We start from the raw sequence: 16,000 nt of genomic DNA on the forward strand, positions 1-16,000 counted from the left end.
TCAGCCGGGGGTCGATTTGCCGAGGTAAAAGCTCAGCGGTGCCTGCGTCCGCGCGCCGCCGCCATCGCGCAGCGTGTCGTAGACGACGGCATTTTCGAGCACGCGCTGGACATAGTTGCGCGTTTCGAAAATCGGGATCGCCTCGATCCAGTCGACCATTTCGATCCCGCCGCCGCGCGGATCGCCATTGGCGCGCAGCCATTTGTTCACATTGCCCGGCCCCGCGTTATACGCGGCGACCGCGAGCGGATAGCTGCCGCCGAAATAGCGCAGCATCTGCTGGAAATAGGTCGATCCCAGCATCATGTTGTAATTGGTGTCGGTGGTCAGCGATCCGGCGTCGTAGCTCATCCCCAGCTTGCCCGCGACTTCGCGCGCGGTGCCCGGCATCAGCTGCATCATGCCGCGCGCGCCCGCATGGCTGATCGCGGCACGGTCGAACTGGCTTTCCTGCCGCGTGATTGCGTGGATGAAGGTCCAGTTGCTTTCGTGGCCCGCCGGCACGCGAACGGTGGGAAAGCCCGACACTTCGACCGCATCGAGGCTGTTCGCCTGCGCGCTGCGACCGATCATCACGCCGAGGTCGGGGCGCCCGATCTGCGATGCCAGCTGTCCGGCAAGGACATGGTCGGCGGGCGAAGTCGCCTTTTGAGCGAGCGCGCGCAGAAAGAGCGACTGTTCGCGCCACGCACCGATTTCACCGAGCGCGCGTGCCGCGCGGACCAGCCGGTCGTCGTTGAAGGCGCGCTTGTCGTCGCCGCTGACCTGGATCGTGGGGTTGGGCGCCGGTTTCGGTTGCGGACGGCGGAGTCGTTCGAGCGACAATTGGCCGTAGAATTGATCATAATGCTGCGCGGCGTCGGCGAAATGGGCGTTGGCAGTCGCCGAATCCCCGGCGGCCAGCGCCGCGCGACCGGCCCAGTAAAAGCCCTTGGTGCGCGTCTGCGCCGACCGCGCGGCCTCGCCATAGGCGCGATAGAGGCGCACGGCTTCGGCCGGGCGACGAAGGTCCTTGAAGGCGAGCTGTCCCGCCAGCCAAGCGAGCGACGTATAATCGTCACGGACGCCGAGCGGGGTCTCGCGGATCACCGTGCCTGCAGGAAAAGCGTCATCGAGCTGGCGCGCGATATTATAGGCGGTCGACTTGTCGCCCGCGTCCGAAGCCTGACGCGCGTTGGTCAGCAGCGTTTCGAGCCATTCCTCGGTATCGGTCGGCGCCTTGGCGAGCGAACGCGGTCCGGCGAGCAGCGCGCGCGCTTCGCCGACGCGGCCGGCCTTGCGGAGCCAGGTTGCCTTGTCGGTGATGTAGCCGGCATCGGTGCGGGTCAGCGACGGGTTTGCGCTTTCGGCCGCCGATGCCTGAAAAGCGGCATCGACCGCGCCGCTACGCATCGCAAGACGTGCGGCGAAGACGTTGCGCCGTTCGGGCGAGGTATAGGCGAGCTGGCGGCCGGCGGCCGCGGTGGCGCCGAGCCAGAGCAGGCGGTCCATCCGCGCGTCATGGTCGGCGGGCGTAAGTGCGCCGGGGAAAAAACTGAGCGCCCGGCTCGTCTCGAAATCGTCGAGCGTACCGGTCGTCCACGCGCGGCGCACCGCGGCAGTGGCCTCGTCGCGGCGCCCGCTCGCATTGAGCGCGAGCGCCATGCGCAACTGGCCGCTTGCGGTCTGGGGCGGATAGGCCGCGAAATAGGCGAGGGTGCGGGCCGGGTCGAAACTGTCGAGCGCGATCGCCTTTTCGGCACGGACGCGCATCTTGTCGGCGTCGGGCCAGCCCTTGTTCGCCATCAGAAAGCGCGAAAGCTGATCGAACGAGGCGCCCGTATTGGCCGTCAGACGCCGCCATTCCATCACCGCATCGCCGACCGAACTCGTCGCGGGTGGTGACCCCGATGCCGAGGCGAGGCCCATCTGGGCGCGGTACCACGCCATTTGTTCGGGGGTCAGTTCGCTGGCATGGGCAGCGGTCGGGATTAGAAGGGCCGCGGCGAGCGCGAGGCGGGAAATGCGGGACAGCGAGATCATACCGGCCATGCTAATGCCAAACTCCTTGCGGGGCGCTGAATAGACGTCCAATAGCGGCGCGCTGGCCGGATTCTATCGGTCATAGCGGGTTCTTGTAAAGGAGCGGAGCATGTTTTCGGGTTCGATTCCCGCCTTGGTGACGCCATTCCGCGACGGGGCGTTCGACGCGCCGGTCTTCGCACGCCTTGTCGACTGGCAGATCAAAGAGGGGACCAGCGCGCTGGTTCCGTGCGGAACGACCGGAGAAAGCCCGACGCTCGGCTTCGACGAACATTATCAGGTCATCGATACGTGCATCCAGGCCGCCGCCGGCCGCGTGCCGGTGATCGCCGGCTGCGGGTCGAACGACACCGCGACCGCGATCCGCCATATGCGTCACGCGCAGGCGGCGGGCGCGGCTGCGGCGCTGGTGGTCGCTCCCTATTACAACCGGCCGAGCCAGGACGGGATGATCGCCCATTTCAAGGCACTTGCCGACGCGTGCGATCTGCCGATCGTGGTCTACAACGTTCCTAGCCGCACCGTCGCCGATGTGAGCGCGGAGACGATGTGCAGGCTCGCCGAAATCCCGACGGTCGTCGCGGTCAAGGATGCGAGCGGCGACCTCGCGCGCGTGACGATGCACCGGGCGGGCGCCGGCGCGGATTTCTGTCAGCTTTCGGGCAATGATGACCTGTGGCTGCCGCATGCCGTGATGGGCGGTGCCGGTTGCATTTCGGTCACCGCGAACATCGCGCCGCGCCTGTGCGCCGATTTTGCGGCGGCCTGCGCAAGCGGCGACTGGGCAGGGGCGCTGGTGCTGCACGACCGGCTGTTCGACCTGCACAAGGCGATGTTCTCCGACACCTCGCCGGGGCCGGTCAAATATGCGCTGTCGCGTATCCATGACTGGTTTTCGCCGGAAGTGCGCCTACCTATCATCCCGGCGAACGACGCATCGCGCGCCGCCGTCGATGCCGCGCTGTCAGCGGCGGGAGTAATCTAGGTTTCAAAATGGCTCGTCCCCAGTCCGCCGCCGAATTCGACAAGAAGAAGGTCGTCGCCGAGAACCGGCGCGCGCGCTTCGACTATGCCATCGAACAGGTGTTCGAGGCGGGGATAGCGCTGCAAGGCACCGAGGTGAAATCGCTTCGCTTCGGCGAAGGGACGATTGCGGAAAGCTATGCCGAGGTCACCGGCGGTGAAGTCTGGCTGATCAACGCCAATATCCCCGAATTCAGCCACGGCAACCGTTTCAACCACGAGCCGCGGCGGCCGCGCAAATTGCTGCTCAAGGGGCGCGAGATCAACAAGATGCACGCGGGCGTGATGCGGCAGGGCATGACGCTCGTTCCCTTGAGTGTCTATTTCAACAGCCGCGGCCGCGCGAAGGTCGAACTCGCGCTCGCCAAGGGCAAGAAGGCGCACGACAAGCGGGAGTCGATCAAGGAACGCGACTGGAAGCGCGACAAAGAGCGGCTGATGAAGGACCGCGGATGAGCGGCGGGAAGCCTCGCGACCCGAAAACCCGGGACAAGGCGGCGGTGATGAACTGGATTCGCCGCAACTCGCCGACGCGCGAGGAACTGCTCGCGAGCCGCTTCGTCAAACCCTTCGCGCACCGGGTTGCGCATAGCCATTTGTGGCGCTTCACCCGCACCTCGGTGCCGCGCGGCACCGCGCTCGGGCTGTTCGTCGGCATCTTTTTCCTTATCCCCGGGGTGCAGATTCTGGGCGTCGCGCTCCTCGCGCTGCCGTTCCGCGCGAACATTCCGATCGGTGCGGCGATGACCTTCCTCTCCAATCCGGTGACGACGCCGTTCATCATCCTCGCCTCGGTATGGCTCGGCGACTGGCTGTTCGGCCTGCACGCCAACAGCGCGACCTTTTCGGCGATGATCGAGCATGGCGCGTCAGCGGGCGAATGGGTGCGCTGGGTGTTTTCGGACGCCGCGCCCGCGATGCTTGCGGGGCTGTTCGTGATTTCGGTCGTTTCGGCGATCGTCGGCTATGTGCTCGCGTCGATCTTCTGGGACAACTGGATCCGCCTGCGCTGGCGGCGCAAACTGATGCGCGCCCGCGACCAACGACATGAGGTATCGACCAGCGACACCGCGGCCGGTTGAACCCCCGGCAAGCAGGCGTATAGCTGTCGCATCGCCAATCTGCGCCGCCGATCCGCGGCGCGGCTTTTCGCATCATATCGACTACTGGGGAATATCATGATCCGTTCGAATATTTCTGGGCGCCTGATGGCGACCGCGGCGCTGGGCGCCATGCTGATGGGCGCTGTGCCCGCCTTTGCCGAGGAAGAAACGGCGACCGCATCGACCGCCACGGCGGCCGCAAAGCCCGAAATCGGCGATTTCGGCTTTGACCTTTCGGGCATGGACAAGAGCGTCCAGCCGGGCGACGACTTCTATGCCTATGCCAACGGCACCTGGGCGAAGAACACCCCGATTCCTGCCGACAAGTCGAACTATGGCATGTTCGTCGCGCTTGCCGACCTGTCGCAGGTGCGCACGCGCGAGATTCTCGACGTCGCGAAGGGGGATCCGGACAGCATGATCGGCCGCGCTTATGCGTCCTATCTCGACTCGGCGGCGGTCGAAGCGAAGGGGCTTGCCCCGATCCAGCCCTGGCTTGCCAAGATTCGCGCCGTCGACAAGCCGGGCCTTGCGAAGCTGCTTGCCGAGGCAGACCGCAGCGGCGTCCAGCATTTCTTCGGCGGTTATGTCGGGCAGGACGACAAGAATCCCGACGTCTATATCTACACCCTGTTCCAGGGCGGTCTCGGCATGCCCGACCGCGACTTCTACCTGAAGGAGAGTGAGCGGAACACGAAGCTGCAGGCGGCCTATCAGACGCACCTCGCAAATGTCCTGACGCTCGCGGGCGAACGGGATGCCGCAGCGCGCGCCAAGGCGATCTACGACTTCGAAAAGCAGGTCGCGACAGTCCACTGGGACAAGAACGACAGCAGCGACGCGACCAAAGTCTATAACAAGATGACGGTTGCACAGCTCGCTCAGGCCGCGCCCGGTTTCGACTGGCAGGCCTTCATTCGCGGCATCGGCGTCAACGAGGATTCGGTCCTTGTGTCACAGCCGAGCGCTTTCACGGGCGAGGCCAGGCTGCTTGCCGATGCGCCAATCGCGGTGATCCGCGACATGCTGATCGTGCGCAGCCTAGACGGCTTTTCGGGCGTGCTGCCCGATGCGGTCGCGCAGGAATCCTTCTCCTTCTACGGCACCGCGCTGTCGGGAACGCCGCAGATGCAGGAGCGCTGGAAGCGCGCGGTCGACTTCACCACGAACAATATGGGTGAGGCCGTCGGTCAGGATTATGTCGCGAAATATTTCCCTCCCGAAACCAAGGCGGCGATGGACGTCCTCGTCAAGAATGTGCTCGCCGCGCTCGACACGCGTATCGGCGGGCTGACCTGGATGCAGCCCGCCACCAAGGTGAAGGCGAAGAAGAAGCTTGCCAATTTCACCACGAAGATCGGCTACCCCGACCGCTGGAAGGATTACAGCAAGCTGGAAATTCGCGGCGACGATCTGTTCGGCAATGCGCTGCGCTCGAACCAGTTCGCCCACGACGACAATATCAGCCGCCTTGGCGGCCCGATCCGCCGCTGGGAGTGGGGGATGACCCCGATGGAAGTGAACGCCTATGCCAATTTCGGGATGAACGAGATCGTCTTCCCCGCTGCGATCCTGCAGCCGCCCTTCTTCGACCCGCACGCCGACGCGGCGATCAACTATGGCGGCATCGGCGCCGTGATCGGTCACGAAATCAGCCATCATTTCGACGATCAGGGTGCAAAGTACGATGAAACCGGCAAGCTCGCCGACTGGTGGACCCCCGCCGACGTCGCAGCGTTCGAGGCTGCGGGCAAGGCGTTGATCGCGCAATATGACGCGTATGAAGTGCTCCCCGGCGAAAAGCTCGACGGGACCTTCACGCTGGGTGAGAATATCGGCGATCTTGCCGGCCTGACCATCGCCTACGATGCGTACAAGAAATCGCTCGGCGGCAAGGAAGCGCCGGTGATCGACGGGCTGACCGGTGACCAGCGCTTCTTCCTCGGCTGGGCGCAGGTGTGGCGGCGCAACTATCGCGAGCAGAATCTGTCGCAGCGAATCACGACCGATCCGCATTCGCCGTCGATTCAGCGGTCTTGGGTCTCGCGCAACCTTGACCCTTGGTATAAGGCCTATCAGATCAAGGAAGGCCAGAAACTATATCTGGCACCCAAGGATCGTGTCCGCATCTGGTGATGCGCCAACCGGAAAGATAATCGTTGACCGTGCAAAGCCTGCCCTCCGCTGATGGTGATTTCATCAGGGGGGCGGGTCCTGCCGGACCGCTCGGAGCGCCTCCGGGTCTGTCGCGCTTCGACATGACCTTGCTGGGCGGGCTCGCGCTGTTGTCGGCCGCGCTGCTTTTCTGGGCGACGGACAACGCGATTCTGGCGGCGGGCTTCCTTGCCGGGCTTGCCGTCGCGGCGGGCGCCGTGCTGCTGGCGCGGCGGCTGTTTCCCGCGGCGGTCAGCGGCGAGGCGCCGCTTCCAGACTGGACGATGCTTCGCCAGGCGGTCAATCATGATGATATCGCTATCGCAGTGACCGACCGGGCCGGCCGGATGGTCTGTGCCAACGACCTGTTCGGCACATGGTTCAATGGTTTTGCCACCCCGCCGGGCCTGCCGCTCGAAGGGCGCGGTCCCGAATTGCTGAAGAACGCGGGGCGCGTCGCCTGGCGCGACGGCGAGGGATATGCGGAGGACATCGCGATCGGCCCGCTGACCTTGCGGGCGCAGGTCACGCGCACCGGGCAGGCGGAGGATTATCTCGTCTGGCGCTTTTCGGCGCTCGAGCGGCTCGACCTTGCGTCCGAAATCGTTCGCCATCTCGATGGGCCGGCCGGCCGTACATTGGGCAACGCCGGCATCATGGCGGCGCTCGTCAGCGCCGAAGGACGGTTGCGCGTCGCAAACCAGGCCTTCCTGCTTCGCGCGCTCGGCGAGGATGACGCCAGCCATTATGCCGGCCGTGACGCCGCGGCGATGCTGCGGCTCGACGACGGCGGGGCGCTCTATTTCGCGCGCGAAGGCGATCACGGGACTCCGGTGCGCATGCTGCAGATTCCGCTGGCGCCCGCCGACAGCAACGCCCCGGTGCTGCTCGCGATGCTCGACGAGGATATCGGCCCCGCCGATCGCGGCACCGCGCAGACCTATGTCGAAACGCTGTTGTCGCTGTTGCCCTTTGGCTTGGCGATGGTCGATCGCGACGGCCGGTTCCTGTATATGAATCGCGCTTTCGTGCGGGCCGCGAGCCTGCCCGAGGGCAAGATGCCGCGCTATCCCGGCGACATCGTCGTGGGCGAGGACAAGGGGCCGCTCGCCGACATGATCCGCCGCCACAGCAGCGGACAGCAGGTCGGCGGCGACCTGTCGATCCGCCTTGCGGGTCAAAGCGGCGATCCGGTGTCGATGCGCGTCGTCGGCGTGCGCGGGCTGGGCGAAGCGGCGGTGCTTTTGAGCCTCAAGGATTCGAGTGAGGAATCGCGGCTGAAGCGGCAGGTCGCGCAGGCGTCGAAGATGCAGGCGGTTGGCCAGCTCGCCGGCGGCGTCGCGCATGATTTCAACAACATCCTGACCGCTGTGCTCGGCGCATGCGATCTGATGCTGATGCGCCACACGCCGGGCGACAGCGATTATGACGATATCCAGCAGATCCGCAGCAACGCCAATCGCGCCGCCAGCCTGACGCGGCAGCTGCTCGCCTTTTCGCGCCAGCAGACCTTGCGGCCGCAGATCCTGCAGCTGCCCGACGTGATTTCGGAAGTGTCGCACCTTTTGAAGCGGCTGATCGGCGAGACGGTCCAGTTGACGGTGCATCATGGCCGCGGGCTGGGCGCAGTGCGCGCCGACCCGGGCCAGCTCGAACAGGTGATCATCAACCTCGCCGTCAACGCGCGCGACGCGATGCCCGGCGGGGGGACGCTGACGATCGAGACCTATCCGGTATCGGCGGCCGACGTGCGCCAGATGGGCAACGAGTTCATGCCGCCCGCCGACTATTGCGCGCTGAAGGTGAGCGACACGGGGACCGGGATCGCTGCCGACGTGCTTCCCAAGATTTTCGAGCCTTTCTTCACGACCAAGGATGTCGGCAAGGGCACCGGGCTCGGGCTCTCGACCGTCTACGGGATCATCAAGCAGTCGGCGGGTTTCATTTTTGCCGACAGCAAGCCGGGGCAGGGGACGAGTTTCTCGATCTATCTGCCTGTCCACCGCGCCGATGGCGACGCGCCCGCCGTGGTTCCGCCGCCGGCGAAACCCCGCAAGAGCCAGTGGGGCAGCGGCACGATATTGCTGGTGGAGGATGAGGATATGGTGCGCGCGGTGGCGGAACGCGCGCTGACGCGGGCGGGTTATACGGTCGTCACTGCATCGCAGGGCGAAGAGGGGCTCGAACGTTTTGCCCAGATGGAGAAGGTCGATTTGATCATCAGCGACGTCGTGATGCCGACGATGGACGGGCCCGCGATGGTGCGTGCGATGCGCGCCAAGCGCCCGGACCTGCCCATATTGTTCATGTCGGGTTATGCCGAGGAGCAGCTCCGCCAGTCGATCAACATCGACGACGTCGCTTTCCTGCCCAAGCCCTTTTCGGTGGCACAGCTGGCCGAGGCAACCTCGGCGGCGCTGGACGACGCTGCGCACCGGGTGCCTGATGGCCAGTAATCATCGCATCCTGCTCGTCGAGGACGATGTGCTGATCGGCATGATGCTTGCCGATATGTTCGATGCGCTCGACCTGCCCGAACCTGCGCAGGCGACCAGCAAGGACGAGGCGCTTGCGCTCATCGCAGCCGAGCCGCTCGGCGGTGCTCTCGTCGATATCAACCTGGGCGATGAAAAGGGCTGGCCCGTCGCCGACGCGCTGGCCGAGCGCGGCATTCCCTTTGCCTTCACCTCGGGCGGCGGCGATGTCATTCCGCCGGCGCATGCACACCGCAAACTGATCACCAAACCGTTCCGGATCAGCGATATCGAGGCTGCGCTGGAAGAATTTTCGACGAAATAGCTGGCTTTTTTGCCATCCGGATTTTATTTTGTTCCTGACTTGTTCTATGAGAACAAATGCCGTACACAGGTTCGGCGTTGCGATGCTTCTGCCGTCGCTCTAGAGCTGGAAAGGGTCGGTCATGGCCGGACAATTGTCACTCGTCGAATCGGGGAAATCAGTGAACGGAACGGATAGACAGAAGGCGCTCGATGCCGCGCTCGCGCAGATCGATCGCGCGTTCGGCAAGGGCTCGGTGATGAAACTGGGCTCGAAGGAAGCCATGCAGGTCGAGGCGATCTCGACCGGCTCGCTAGGGCTCGACATCGCACTCGGCGTCGGCGGCCTGCCGCGCGGACGCGTCATCGAAATCTACGGCCCCGAAAGCTCGGGCAAGACGACGCTCGCGTTGCACACGCTTGCCGAAGCGCAAAAGACCGGCGGCACGGTCGCCTTTGTCGACGCCGAACATGCGCTCGACCCCGTCTATGCCCGCAAGCTCGGCGTCAACATCGACGAACTCATCGTGTCGCAGCCTGATACCGGCGAGCAGGCGCTCGAGATCGTCGACACGCTCGTGCGCTCGAACGCGATCGACGTGCTGGTGGTCGACTCGGTCGCCGCGCTTGTCCCGCGCGCTGAAATCGAGGGTGAGATGGGCGACAGCCATGTCGGTCTGCAGGCGCGTCTGATGTCGCAGTCGCTGCGCAAGCTCACCGGCTCGATCAGCCGCTCGCGCTGCATGGTGATCTTCATCAACCAGCTGCGCATGAAGATCGGCGTGATGTACGGCAACCCCGAAACCACGACCGGCGGCAACGCGCTCAAATTCTACGCTTCGGTCCGTCTCGACATTCGCCGTACCGGCCAGATCAAGAATGGCGACGAGATCGTCGGCAACACCACGCGCGTGAAGGTCGTGAAGAACAAGGTCGCGCCGCCTTTCAAGCAGGTCGAATTCGACATCATGTACGGACAGGGCATTTCGAAGATCGGCGAAATTCTTGATATCGGCGTCAAGGCCGGACTTGTCGAGAAATCGGGCGCCTGGTTCAGCTATGATTCGATCCGCATTGGACAGGGCCGCGAAAACGCGAAGAATTTCCTGACCGAAAATCCCGAGCTCAAGGAACGGCTCGAAGCTGCGATCCGCGGCCGTACCGACGAAGTGGCCGAGGAAATGATGGCCGGCCCTGACGACGAGGGCGACGACGACAATTGATGACGATTGCCATCCGGCCGGTTCGCCTTGCTCGAATCGGCCGGCCGACGGCGGCGGGCCCTCAGCCCCCTCTTTGCCCAAGGGCGACCTGCGCTCCCCTCTCCCAGGCAGGTCGGCCCGCCCGCCGTTGATCCTTGCGAAGCCCTTGCCAGTGGCTACAAGCAGCCAATGCCTGCTATCCGCCTTTTCGGCCTCCCGACCGATATCAACAGCAGCTTCGAACGCGGCGCAGCCGGCGGATCTGCGGCGATCCGGAAGGCATTGTGGAGCGACCGCGGCAATATGGCGAGCGAGTTCGGCCGCGAAATCGGCACCGACATTGCGCTCACCGATGACGGTGACCTGCCGCTGACCGAAAATACGGCGCAAGATGACGCGGCAATCCGCCGCCACATCGCCTATATACACGAAGATGGCGACGTTCCGATTGCGCTCGGCGGCGATCATGCGGTGACATTTCCGCTGGTCGAGGCGGCGGCCGCCTGTTTTGGGCCGGTCAGTATTCTTCACTTCGATGCACATCCCGATCTTTACGATGACTTTGCCGGCAATCCGCGCAGCCATGCCTCGCCTTTCGCGCGGATCTGCGAGGCGGGGCATGCAAAGCGGCTGGTGCAGGTCGGCATCCGCACGCTGACCAATCATTGCCGCGAGCAAGCTGCGCGCTTCGGTGTCGAAATTGTCCCGATGGCCGGTTTTACGCCCGACGCGGTGCCGGTGCTCGACGGACCACTCTATATTTCGATCGATCTCGATGGCCTCGATCCGTCGGCGGCGCCCGGCGTCGCACATCCCGAACCCGGCGGGCTGACGGTACGCGAGGTGCTCGCGGTGCTGCACAAACAGACCGCGCCGATCGTCGGCGCCGATATCGTCGAGCTTCACCCGGGCCGCGATATCGGCGATGTGACCGCTATCCTTGGCGCCAAGCTGGCGCGGGAACTCGCAGCGCTGGTCGATCGTAACGGCCCCGCCAAAGTTGACCGCATATGGAGAGCCACATGAGCCTGATCGTCCACCACCTGAACAACAGCCGTTCGCAGCGCATCCTCTGGTTGCTCGAGGAAATCGGCGCGTCCTACGAGATCAGATATTACGACCGCGACCCTGTCACCAATCTGGCGCCGCCCGAACTGATCGCCGTCCATCCGCTCGGCAAATCGCCGGTGATCGAGGCGTTTGACGAGTCCACCTCCGGCGGAAAGGGCCGCGTTATCATCGAGTCCGGAGCCATCACCGAATATCTGTGCGAACGCCACGGCGGCGCCCATCTGGTCCCCGAGCGGGGCAGCGACGATCATATCAGCCACCTCGAATGGCTGCATTTCGCCGAAGGGTCGGCGATGACGCCGATCCTGCTGCGTATCTATACCGCGCGCCTTGGCGAAGCCGCGGCGCCGATCGAGCCGCGCATCGCGCAGCAACTGGGCGCGCATTTCGCCTATATGGAGAGCCGGGTCGGCGACAATGGTCATTTCATCGGCGACAGCCTCTCGGCGGCCGACATCATGCTGAGCTTTCCGGCCGAGATCGCAATCATGCAGGGTATGGCGCCGCGCTATCCGAAACTCGCGGCCTTTGTGAACGCCTGCCACGATCGCCCGGCGTGGCGCCGCGCGCGGGAAAAGGGCGGCGCCTATTATGGCTATTGATCTTTTGGCGCGCGGTCCCTTGCTGCTGGCCGCCGCCGCCCTGCTTTTCGGTGCTCCCGTGGCATTTGCCGCGCCGCCGGTGGTTGCGCCGGACGTCGAGCGCCAAGTCGTTGCGCCTGAGGGCGTGAGCTTCAAGCCGGCCCCGGTCGACGAGGAGGGCGCGATCGATCGCCTCGCTGCCTATACGATGGCGCTCTCGAAACGCGATTTCGGGAGCGCCTACGCGATGTTGCGCCTGTCCTTCCAGGCATCGAATCCCCGGCTCGAATGGGAAACGAACCAGCGCAAGCGTTCGGTGCTCTGGGCAGACGGGACGATCCGCATCCTGCGCCTCAGCTGGTATCTCGACCCGGCTGGACAGCCCGCCGGCCTCTACGCGGCCTTCGATTTCCGCGGTGACCGCAAGGACGGGACGATGGATTGCGGCTATGTTGTCGTCCACCGCGCTGCACCCGATACCGGCTGGACGGTCGTCCGCACCGATACGTCGGAAGTGCCCGCCGATCTGATCGAAGACGGCGTGCCCAAGGCCGACGTCCTGCGCCAGCTGCCCTGCTATCTGGGCAAGGGCATCGCGACGGCGTTCTAGTCTCCGGACGCCGAGGCGCGAAAAATCGGGCTTGCGGCACTGCGTTCGTTTACGCAGTACAGAGCTGTCGCCGGGTGGGGCGATGGCGGGGGACAGACAGTATGGCATTCATGGCATTGGCGCTGCTTCTGGCGGCGCCGGCAGATGCGGCGATCCGCATCGAAGCGGTTCCGGGAAAAGGCTATACCGCTTCGGTCGCCACATTCGACGCGCCCGACATGACCAAGGTCATGGCGCGGGTCGCGGCGGAGGCAAAGCGGCGTTGCGGCGCGCAGAGCGTGCGATTTGGCCGCTATTATTTCGACAACCGTATCGACACCGCACGCAACATGATGCTGATCGAAAATATGCGGCAGGGCTTCTTCTGCTTCGATCCGGCAACCGACCCTTACAAGCCGGTGCCCGCTGACTGGGCCGCGAGCCCCGCCGAAACGGCGAGCGCCACGGTCTTCGTCACCCGCTTTCTCGACCGCTTCGACCGGGGCGACGTCGCGGGCATGGCGATGATGGACCCCCTGATCGAGATTACCAAGGCGGAGTGGGACGGCCTGCGCAAGGCGGCGACGCAGCATCGCACCGGAAGCAACGGTACGCTGACCGCGAAGTTCGTGACATGGGCCAATAATCCCGAAGGCATGGCCTATCCCGGCGCCTATGCCTTTTTCTCGGTCATCGACGACCATCCCGGCATCATCGGAACATGCGGCGGAATCGCGGTTCAGCGCGTCCGCACGGACGAGTTCCGGATTGCGCAATATGACGTGCAGTATATCGCCGAAGCGCTGGCGAAGCAGCAAGGGCTTTCCGGCGACGATCTCGACCGTTTGTGCCAACGATGATCCCTGGCGCGCGTAATGCTTGAGAAACGCGCAATCCCGCACTAGATCGCGCGCATGACATCGACCAACGACATTCGCCGCTCCTTCCTCGACTATTTCGGGGGAACGGGGCATCATATCGAGCCGTCGGCGCCGCTGGTGCCGTATAACGACCCGACGCTGATGTTCGTCAACGCGGGCATGGTGCCGTTCAAGAATGTCTTCACGGGGCTGGAGAAGCGTCCGTACAGCACGGCCGTCTCGGCGCAGAAGTGCGTTCGCGCCGGCGGCAAGCACAATGACCTCGACAATGTCGGCTATACCGCGCGCCATCACACCTTCTTTGAAATGCTGGGGAATTTTTCCTTTGGCGATTATTTCAAGGAGCAGGCGATCCATCACGCGTGGACGCTGATCACCAAGACCTGGGGTCTTAGCCCCGAGAAGCTGACCGCGACCGTCTATCACACCGACGACGAGGCGTTCGACCTGTGGCGCAAGATCGCCGGCCTGCCCGAAGAGCGGATCATCCGTATCGCGACGAGCGACAATTTCTGGTCGATGGGCGACACGGGGCCGTGCGGGCCCTGCAGCGAAATCTTCTACGACCATGGCGACCATATATGGGGCGGTCCTCCCGGATCGGCCGAGGAAGATGGCGACCGTTTCGTCGAGATCTGGAACCTCGTGTTCATGCAATATGAACAACAGCCGGGCGGCGAGCGTGTCGACCTGCCGCGGCCGAGCATCGACACCGGCATGGGCCTGGAACGCGTCGCGGCGGTGCTGCAGGGCGTTCATGACAATTACGATACCGACACCTTCAAGGCGCTGATCGCGGCGTCGGTCGACCTGACCGGTGTGCCGGCCGAGGGGGCAACGCAGGCAAGCCACCGGGTAATCGCTGATCACCTTCGCGCGTCGAGCTTCCTCGTCGCCGACGGGGTGCTGCCGTCCAACGAGGGGCGCGGCTATGTGCTGCGCCGGATCATGCGCCGCGCGATGCGCCACGCGCACCTGCTCGGCGCGAAAGACCCGCTCATGCACCGGCTGTTGCCGTCGCTGACCGCCGAGATGGGCGCCGCCTATCCCGAGCTGATCCGCGCGCAGCCGCTGATCGCCGAGACGCTGGAGCGCGAGGAGACGAGGTTCCGCCAGACGCTGCAGAACGGCCTGCGCCTGCTCGACGAGGCCACCGTTGGCATGGGCAAGGGCGACACCCTGCCCGGCGAGGTCGCCTTCAAGCTTTATGACACATATGGCTTTCCTTATGATTTGACCGAAGACGCGCTGCGCGCCGCCGATATTTCGGTCGATCGCGCAGGCTTCGACGCGGCGATGGCGCAGCAGAAAGCGGCGGCGCGCGCGGCGTGGAAGGGCAGCGGCGAGAAGGCATCGGACGAAATCTGGTTCGACCTTGCCGAGACCAACGGCAGCACCGAATTCACAGGTTATACCTCGACCGCGGGTGAGGCGACCGTCATCGGTCTGGTCCGGGACGGCGAACCGATCGACGAAGCCCGGGCGGGCGACGAGGTCGTCGTGCTGACCAATCAGACGCCCTTCTATGGCGAGAGCGGCGGCCAGATGGGCGACGCGGGCACGATCGCGACGCTGGAAGGTGCGAGGGCGTCGGTCAGCGATACGGGCAAGCCGCTCGGCCGCCTGCACGCGCATCATGCGAAGCTGGAAGCAGGCAGCCTGAAGATCGGCGATACCGTCCAGCTGACAGTTGATGCCGAACGCCGTGACCGCATTCGCGCCAATCACAGCGCAACGCACCTGCTGCACGCGGCGCTGCGCAACCGGCTGGGCGGGCATGTGACGCAGAAGGGCAGCCTCGTTGCTGCCGATCGCTTCCGCTTCGACTTTTCGCATCCCAAGGCGCTGTCGGCGGAGGAAATTGCCGATGTCGAGGCCGACGTGAACGCGCAGATTCGCGGTAACGAGGCGGTGACGACGCGGCTGATGACGCCCGATGATGCCGTCGCAGCGGGCGCGTTGGCGTTGTTCGGCGAAAAATATGGCGACGAGGTGCGCGTGCTCAGCATGGGTGCGGCGGACAATCATCATTATTCGGTCGAATTGTGCGGCGGTACCCACGTCCGCGCGCTCGGCGATATTGCCCTCTTCAAGATCATCAGCGAATCTGCGGTGTCGTCGGGCGTCCGGCGCATCGAGGCGCTGACCGGCGATGCGGCGCGCGTCTGGCTCAATGGTCGCGACGAGGTGTTGAAGGCGGCCGCCGCGGCGCTCAAGACGTCGCCCGACGATGTGCCGATGCGGGTCGCGCAACTCGCCGAAGCGCTGAAGAAGGCCGAACGCGAACTCGCCGACGCGAAGAAGGCGCTGGCAATGGGAGGCGGCGGCGGTGCGGCTGCAGGGCCGGCGGTCGAGCAGGTCGGCGATACGGCTTTCATCGCGCAGGTCGTCGACGGGCTCGATCCCAAGGAATTGCGCGGCACGGTCGACGGACTGAAGAAGCAGGTCGGCAGCGGCGTTGCGATGCTCGTCGCGGTCAACGACGGGCGCGCCTCGGTCGCGGTCGGGGTGACCAACGACAAGACGGGCAGCCTGAGCGCGGTCGACCTTGTGAAGGCTGCGGTTGCGGCGCTGGGCGGGCAGGGCGGCGGCGGGCG

At 64.8% G+C, this 16,000-nt stretch carries 13 protein-coding genes; 12 read left to right on the plus strand and 1 reads right to left on the minus strand.

What is annotated here, in order from left to right; all coding sequences use genetic code 11:
- Nucleotides 1–2,031 carry a lytic transglycosylase domain-containing protein gene (locus tag VN047_RS20360; RefSeq protein WP_325545924.1) on the minus strand — a complete coding sequence of 677 codons (2,031 nt, stop codon included), beginning with the start codon at nucleotides 2,029–2,031 and terminating at the stop codon, nucleotides 1–3.
- A 100-nt stretch (nucleotides 2,032–2,131) separates the two neighbouring features.
- Between VN047_RS20360 and dapA the strand changes: the two genes are divergently transcribed.
- The 12 genes from dapA to alaS form a co-directional block, all read left to right on the plus strand.
- Nucleotides 2,132–3,007, plus strand: coding sequence for a 4-hydroxy-tetrahydrodipicolinate synthase (gene dapA, locus VN047_RS20365; protein ID WP_325545926.1), 876 nt, complete (start codon nucleotides 2,132–2,134; stop codon nucleotides 3,005–3,007).
- An 8-nt stretch (nucleotides 3,008–3,015) separates the two neighbouring features.
- Nucleotides 3,016–3,501 (plus strand): SsrA-binding protein SmpB, encoded by a 486-nt coding sequence (gene smpB / locus VN047_RS20370; RefSeq protein ID WP_325545928.1) that lies wholly within the window; start codon nucleotides 3,016–3,018, stop codon nucleotides 3,499–3,501.
- A gap of 47 nt (nucleotides 3,502–3,548) precedes the next feature.
- Nucleotides 3,549–4,127 (plus strand): DUF2062 domain-containing protein, encoded by a 579-nt coding sequence (locus VN047_RS20375; protein WP_325545930.1) that lies wholly within the window; start codon nucleotides 3,549–3,551, stop codon nucleotides 4,125–4,127.
- A 96-nt stretch (nucleotides 4,128–4,223) separates the two neighbouring features.
- Nucleotides 4,224–6,284 carry a M13 family metallopeptidase gene (locus VN047_RS20380; RefSeq protein WP_325545931.1) on the plus strand — a complete coding sequence of 687 codons (2,061 nt, stop codon included), beginning with the start codon at nucleotides 4,224–4,226 and terminating at the stop codon, nucleotides 6,282–6,284.
- A 122-nt stretch (nucleotides 6,285–6,406) separates the two neighbouring features.
- Nucleotides 6,407–8,758 (plus strand): hybrid sensor histidine kinase/response regulator, encoded by a 2,352-nt coding sequence (locus VN047_RS20385; protein WP_325545947.1) that lies wholly within the window; start codon nucleotides 6,407–6,409, stop codon nucleotides 8,756–8,758.
- Nucleotides 8,748–9,101, plus strand: a complete 354-nt coding sequence (locus VN047_RS20390; RefSeq protein WP_325545933.1) for a response regulator — start codon at nucleotides 8,748–8,750, stop codon at nucleotides 9,099–9,101. Before VN047_RS20385 ends, VN047_RS20390 begins: the two co-directional genes overlap by 11 nt.
- Nucleotides 9,102–9,222: 121 nt before the next feature.
- Nucleotides 9,223–10,302 (plus strand): recombinase RecA, encoded by a 1,080-nt coding sequence (gene recA, locus VN047_RS20395; RefSeq protein WP_325545934.1) that lies wholly within the window; start codon nucleotides 9,223–9,225, stop codon nucleotides 10,300–10,302.
- Between the two features lie 168 nt (nucleotides 10,303–10,470).
- Entirely contained in the window at nucleotides 10,471–11,307 is an 837-nt protein-coding gene (gene speB / locus VN047_RS20400) for an agmatinase (protein WP_325545936.1), read from the plus strand.
- Nucleotides 11,304–11,954: a glutathione S-transferase family protein gene (locus VN047_RS20405; RefSeq protein ID WP_325545938.1), complete on the plus strand. Its 651-nt coding sequence runs from the start codon at nucleotides 11,304–11,306 to the stop codon at nucleotides 11,952–11,954. The genes speB and VN047_RS20405 overlap by 4 nt, the downstream gene beginning before the upstream one ends.
- Entirely contained in the window at nucleotides 11,944–12,543 is a 600-nt protein-coding gene (locus tag VN047_RS20410; RefSeq protein WP_325545939.1) for a hypothetical protein, read from the plus strand. The genes VN047_RS20405 and VN047_RS20410 overlap by 11 nt, the downstream gene beginning before the upstream one ends.
- Before the next feature lie 101 nt (nucleotides 12,544–12,644).
- Nucleotides 12,645–13,382, plus strand: coding sequence for a hypothetical protein (locus VN047_RS20415; RefSeq protein ID WP_325545941.1), 738 nt, complete (start codon nucleotides 12,645–12,647; stop codon nucleotides 13,380–13,382).
- 54 nt (nucleotides 13,383–13,436) lie between these two features.
- A partial coding sequence (alaS, locus tag VN047_RS20420) for an alanine--tRNA ligase (RefSeq protein ID WP_325545943.1) occupies nucleotides 13,437–16,000 on the plus strand: 2,564 nt, incomplete at its 3' end.

Origin of the sequence: Sphingopyxis sp., assembly GCF_035565275.1 — a bacterium.
GTDB lineage: Bacteria > Pseudomonadota > Alphaproteobacteria > Sphingomonadales > Sphingomonadaceae > Sphingopyxis.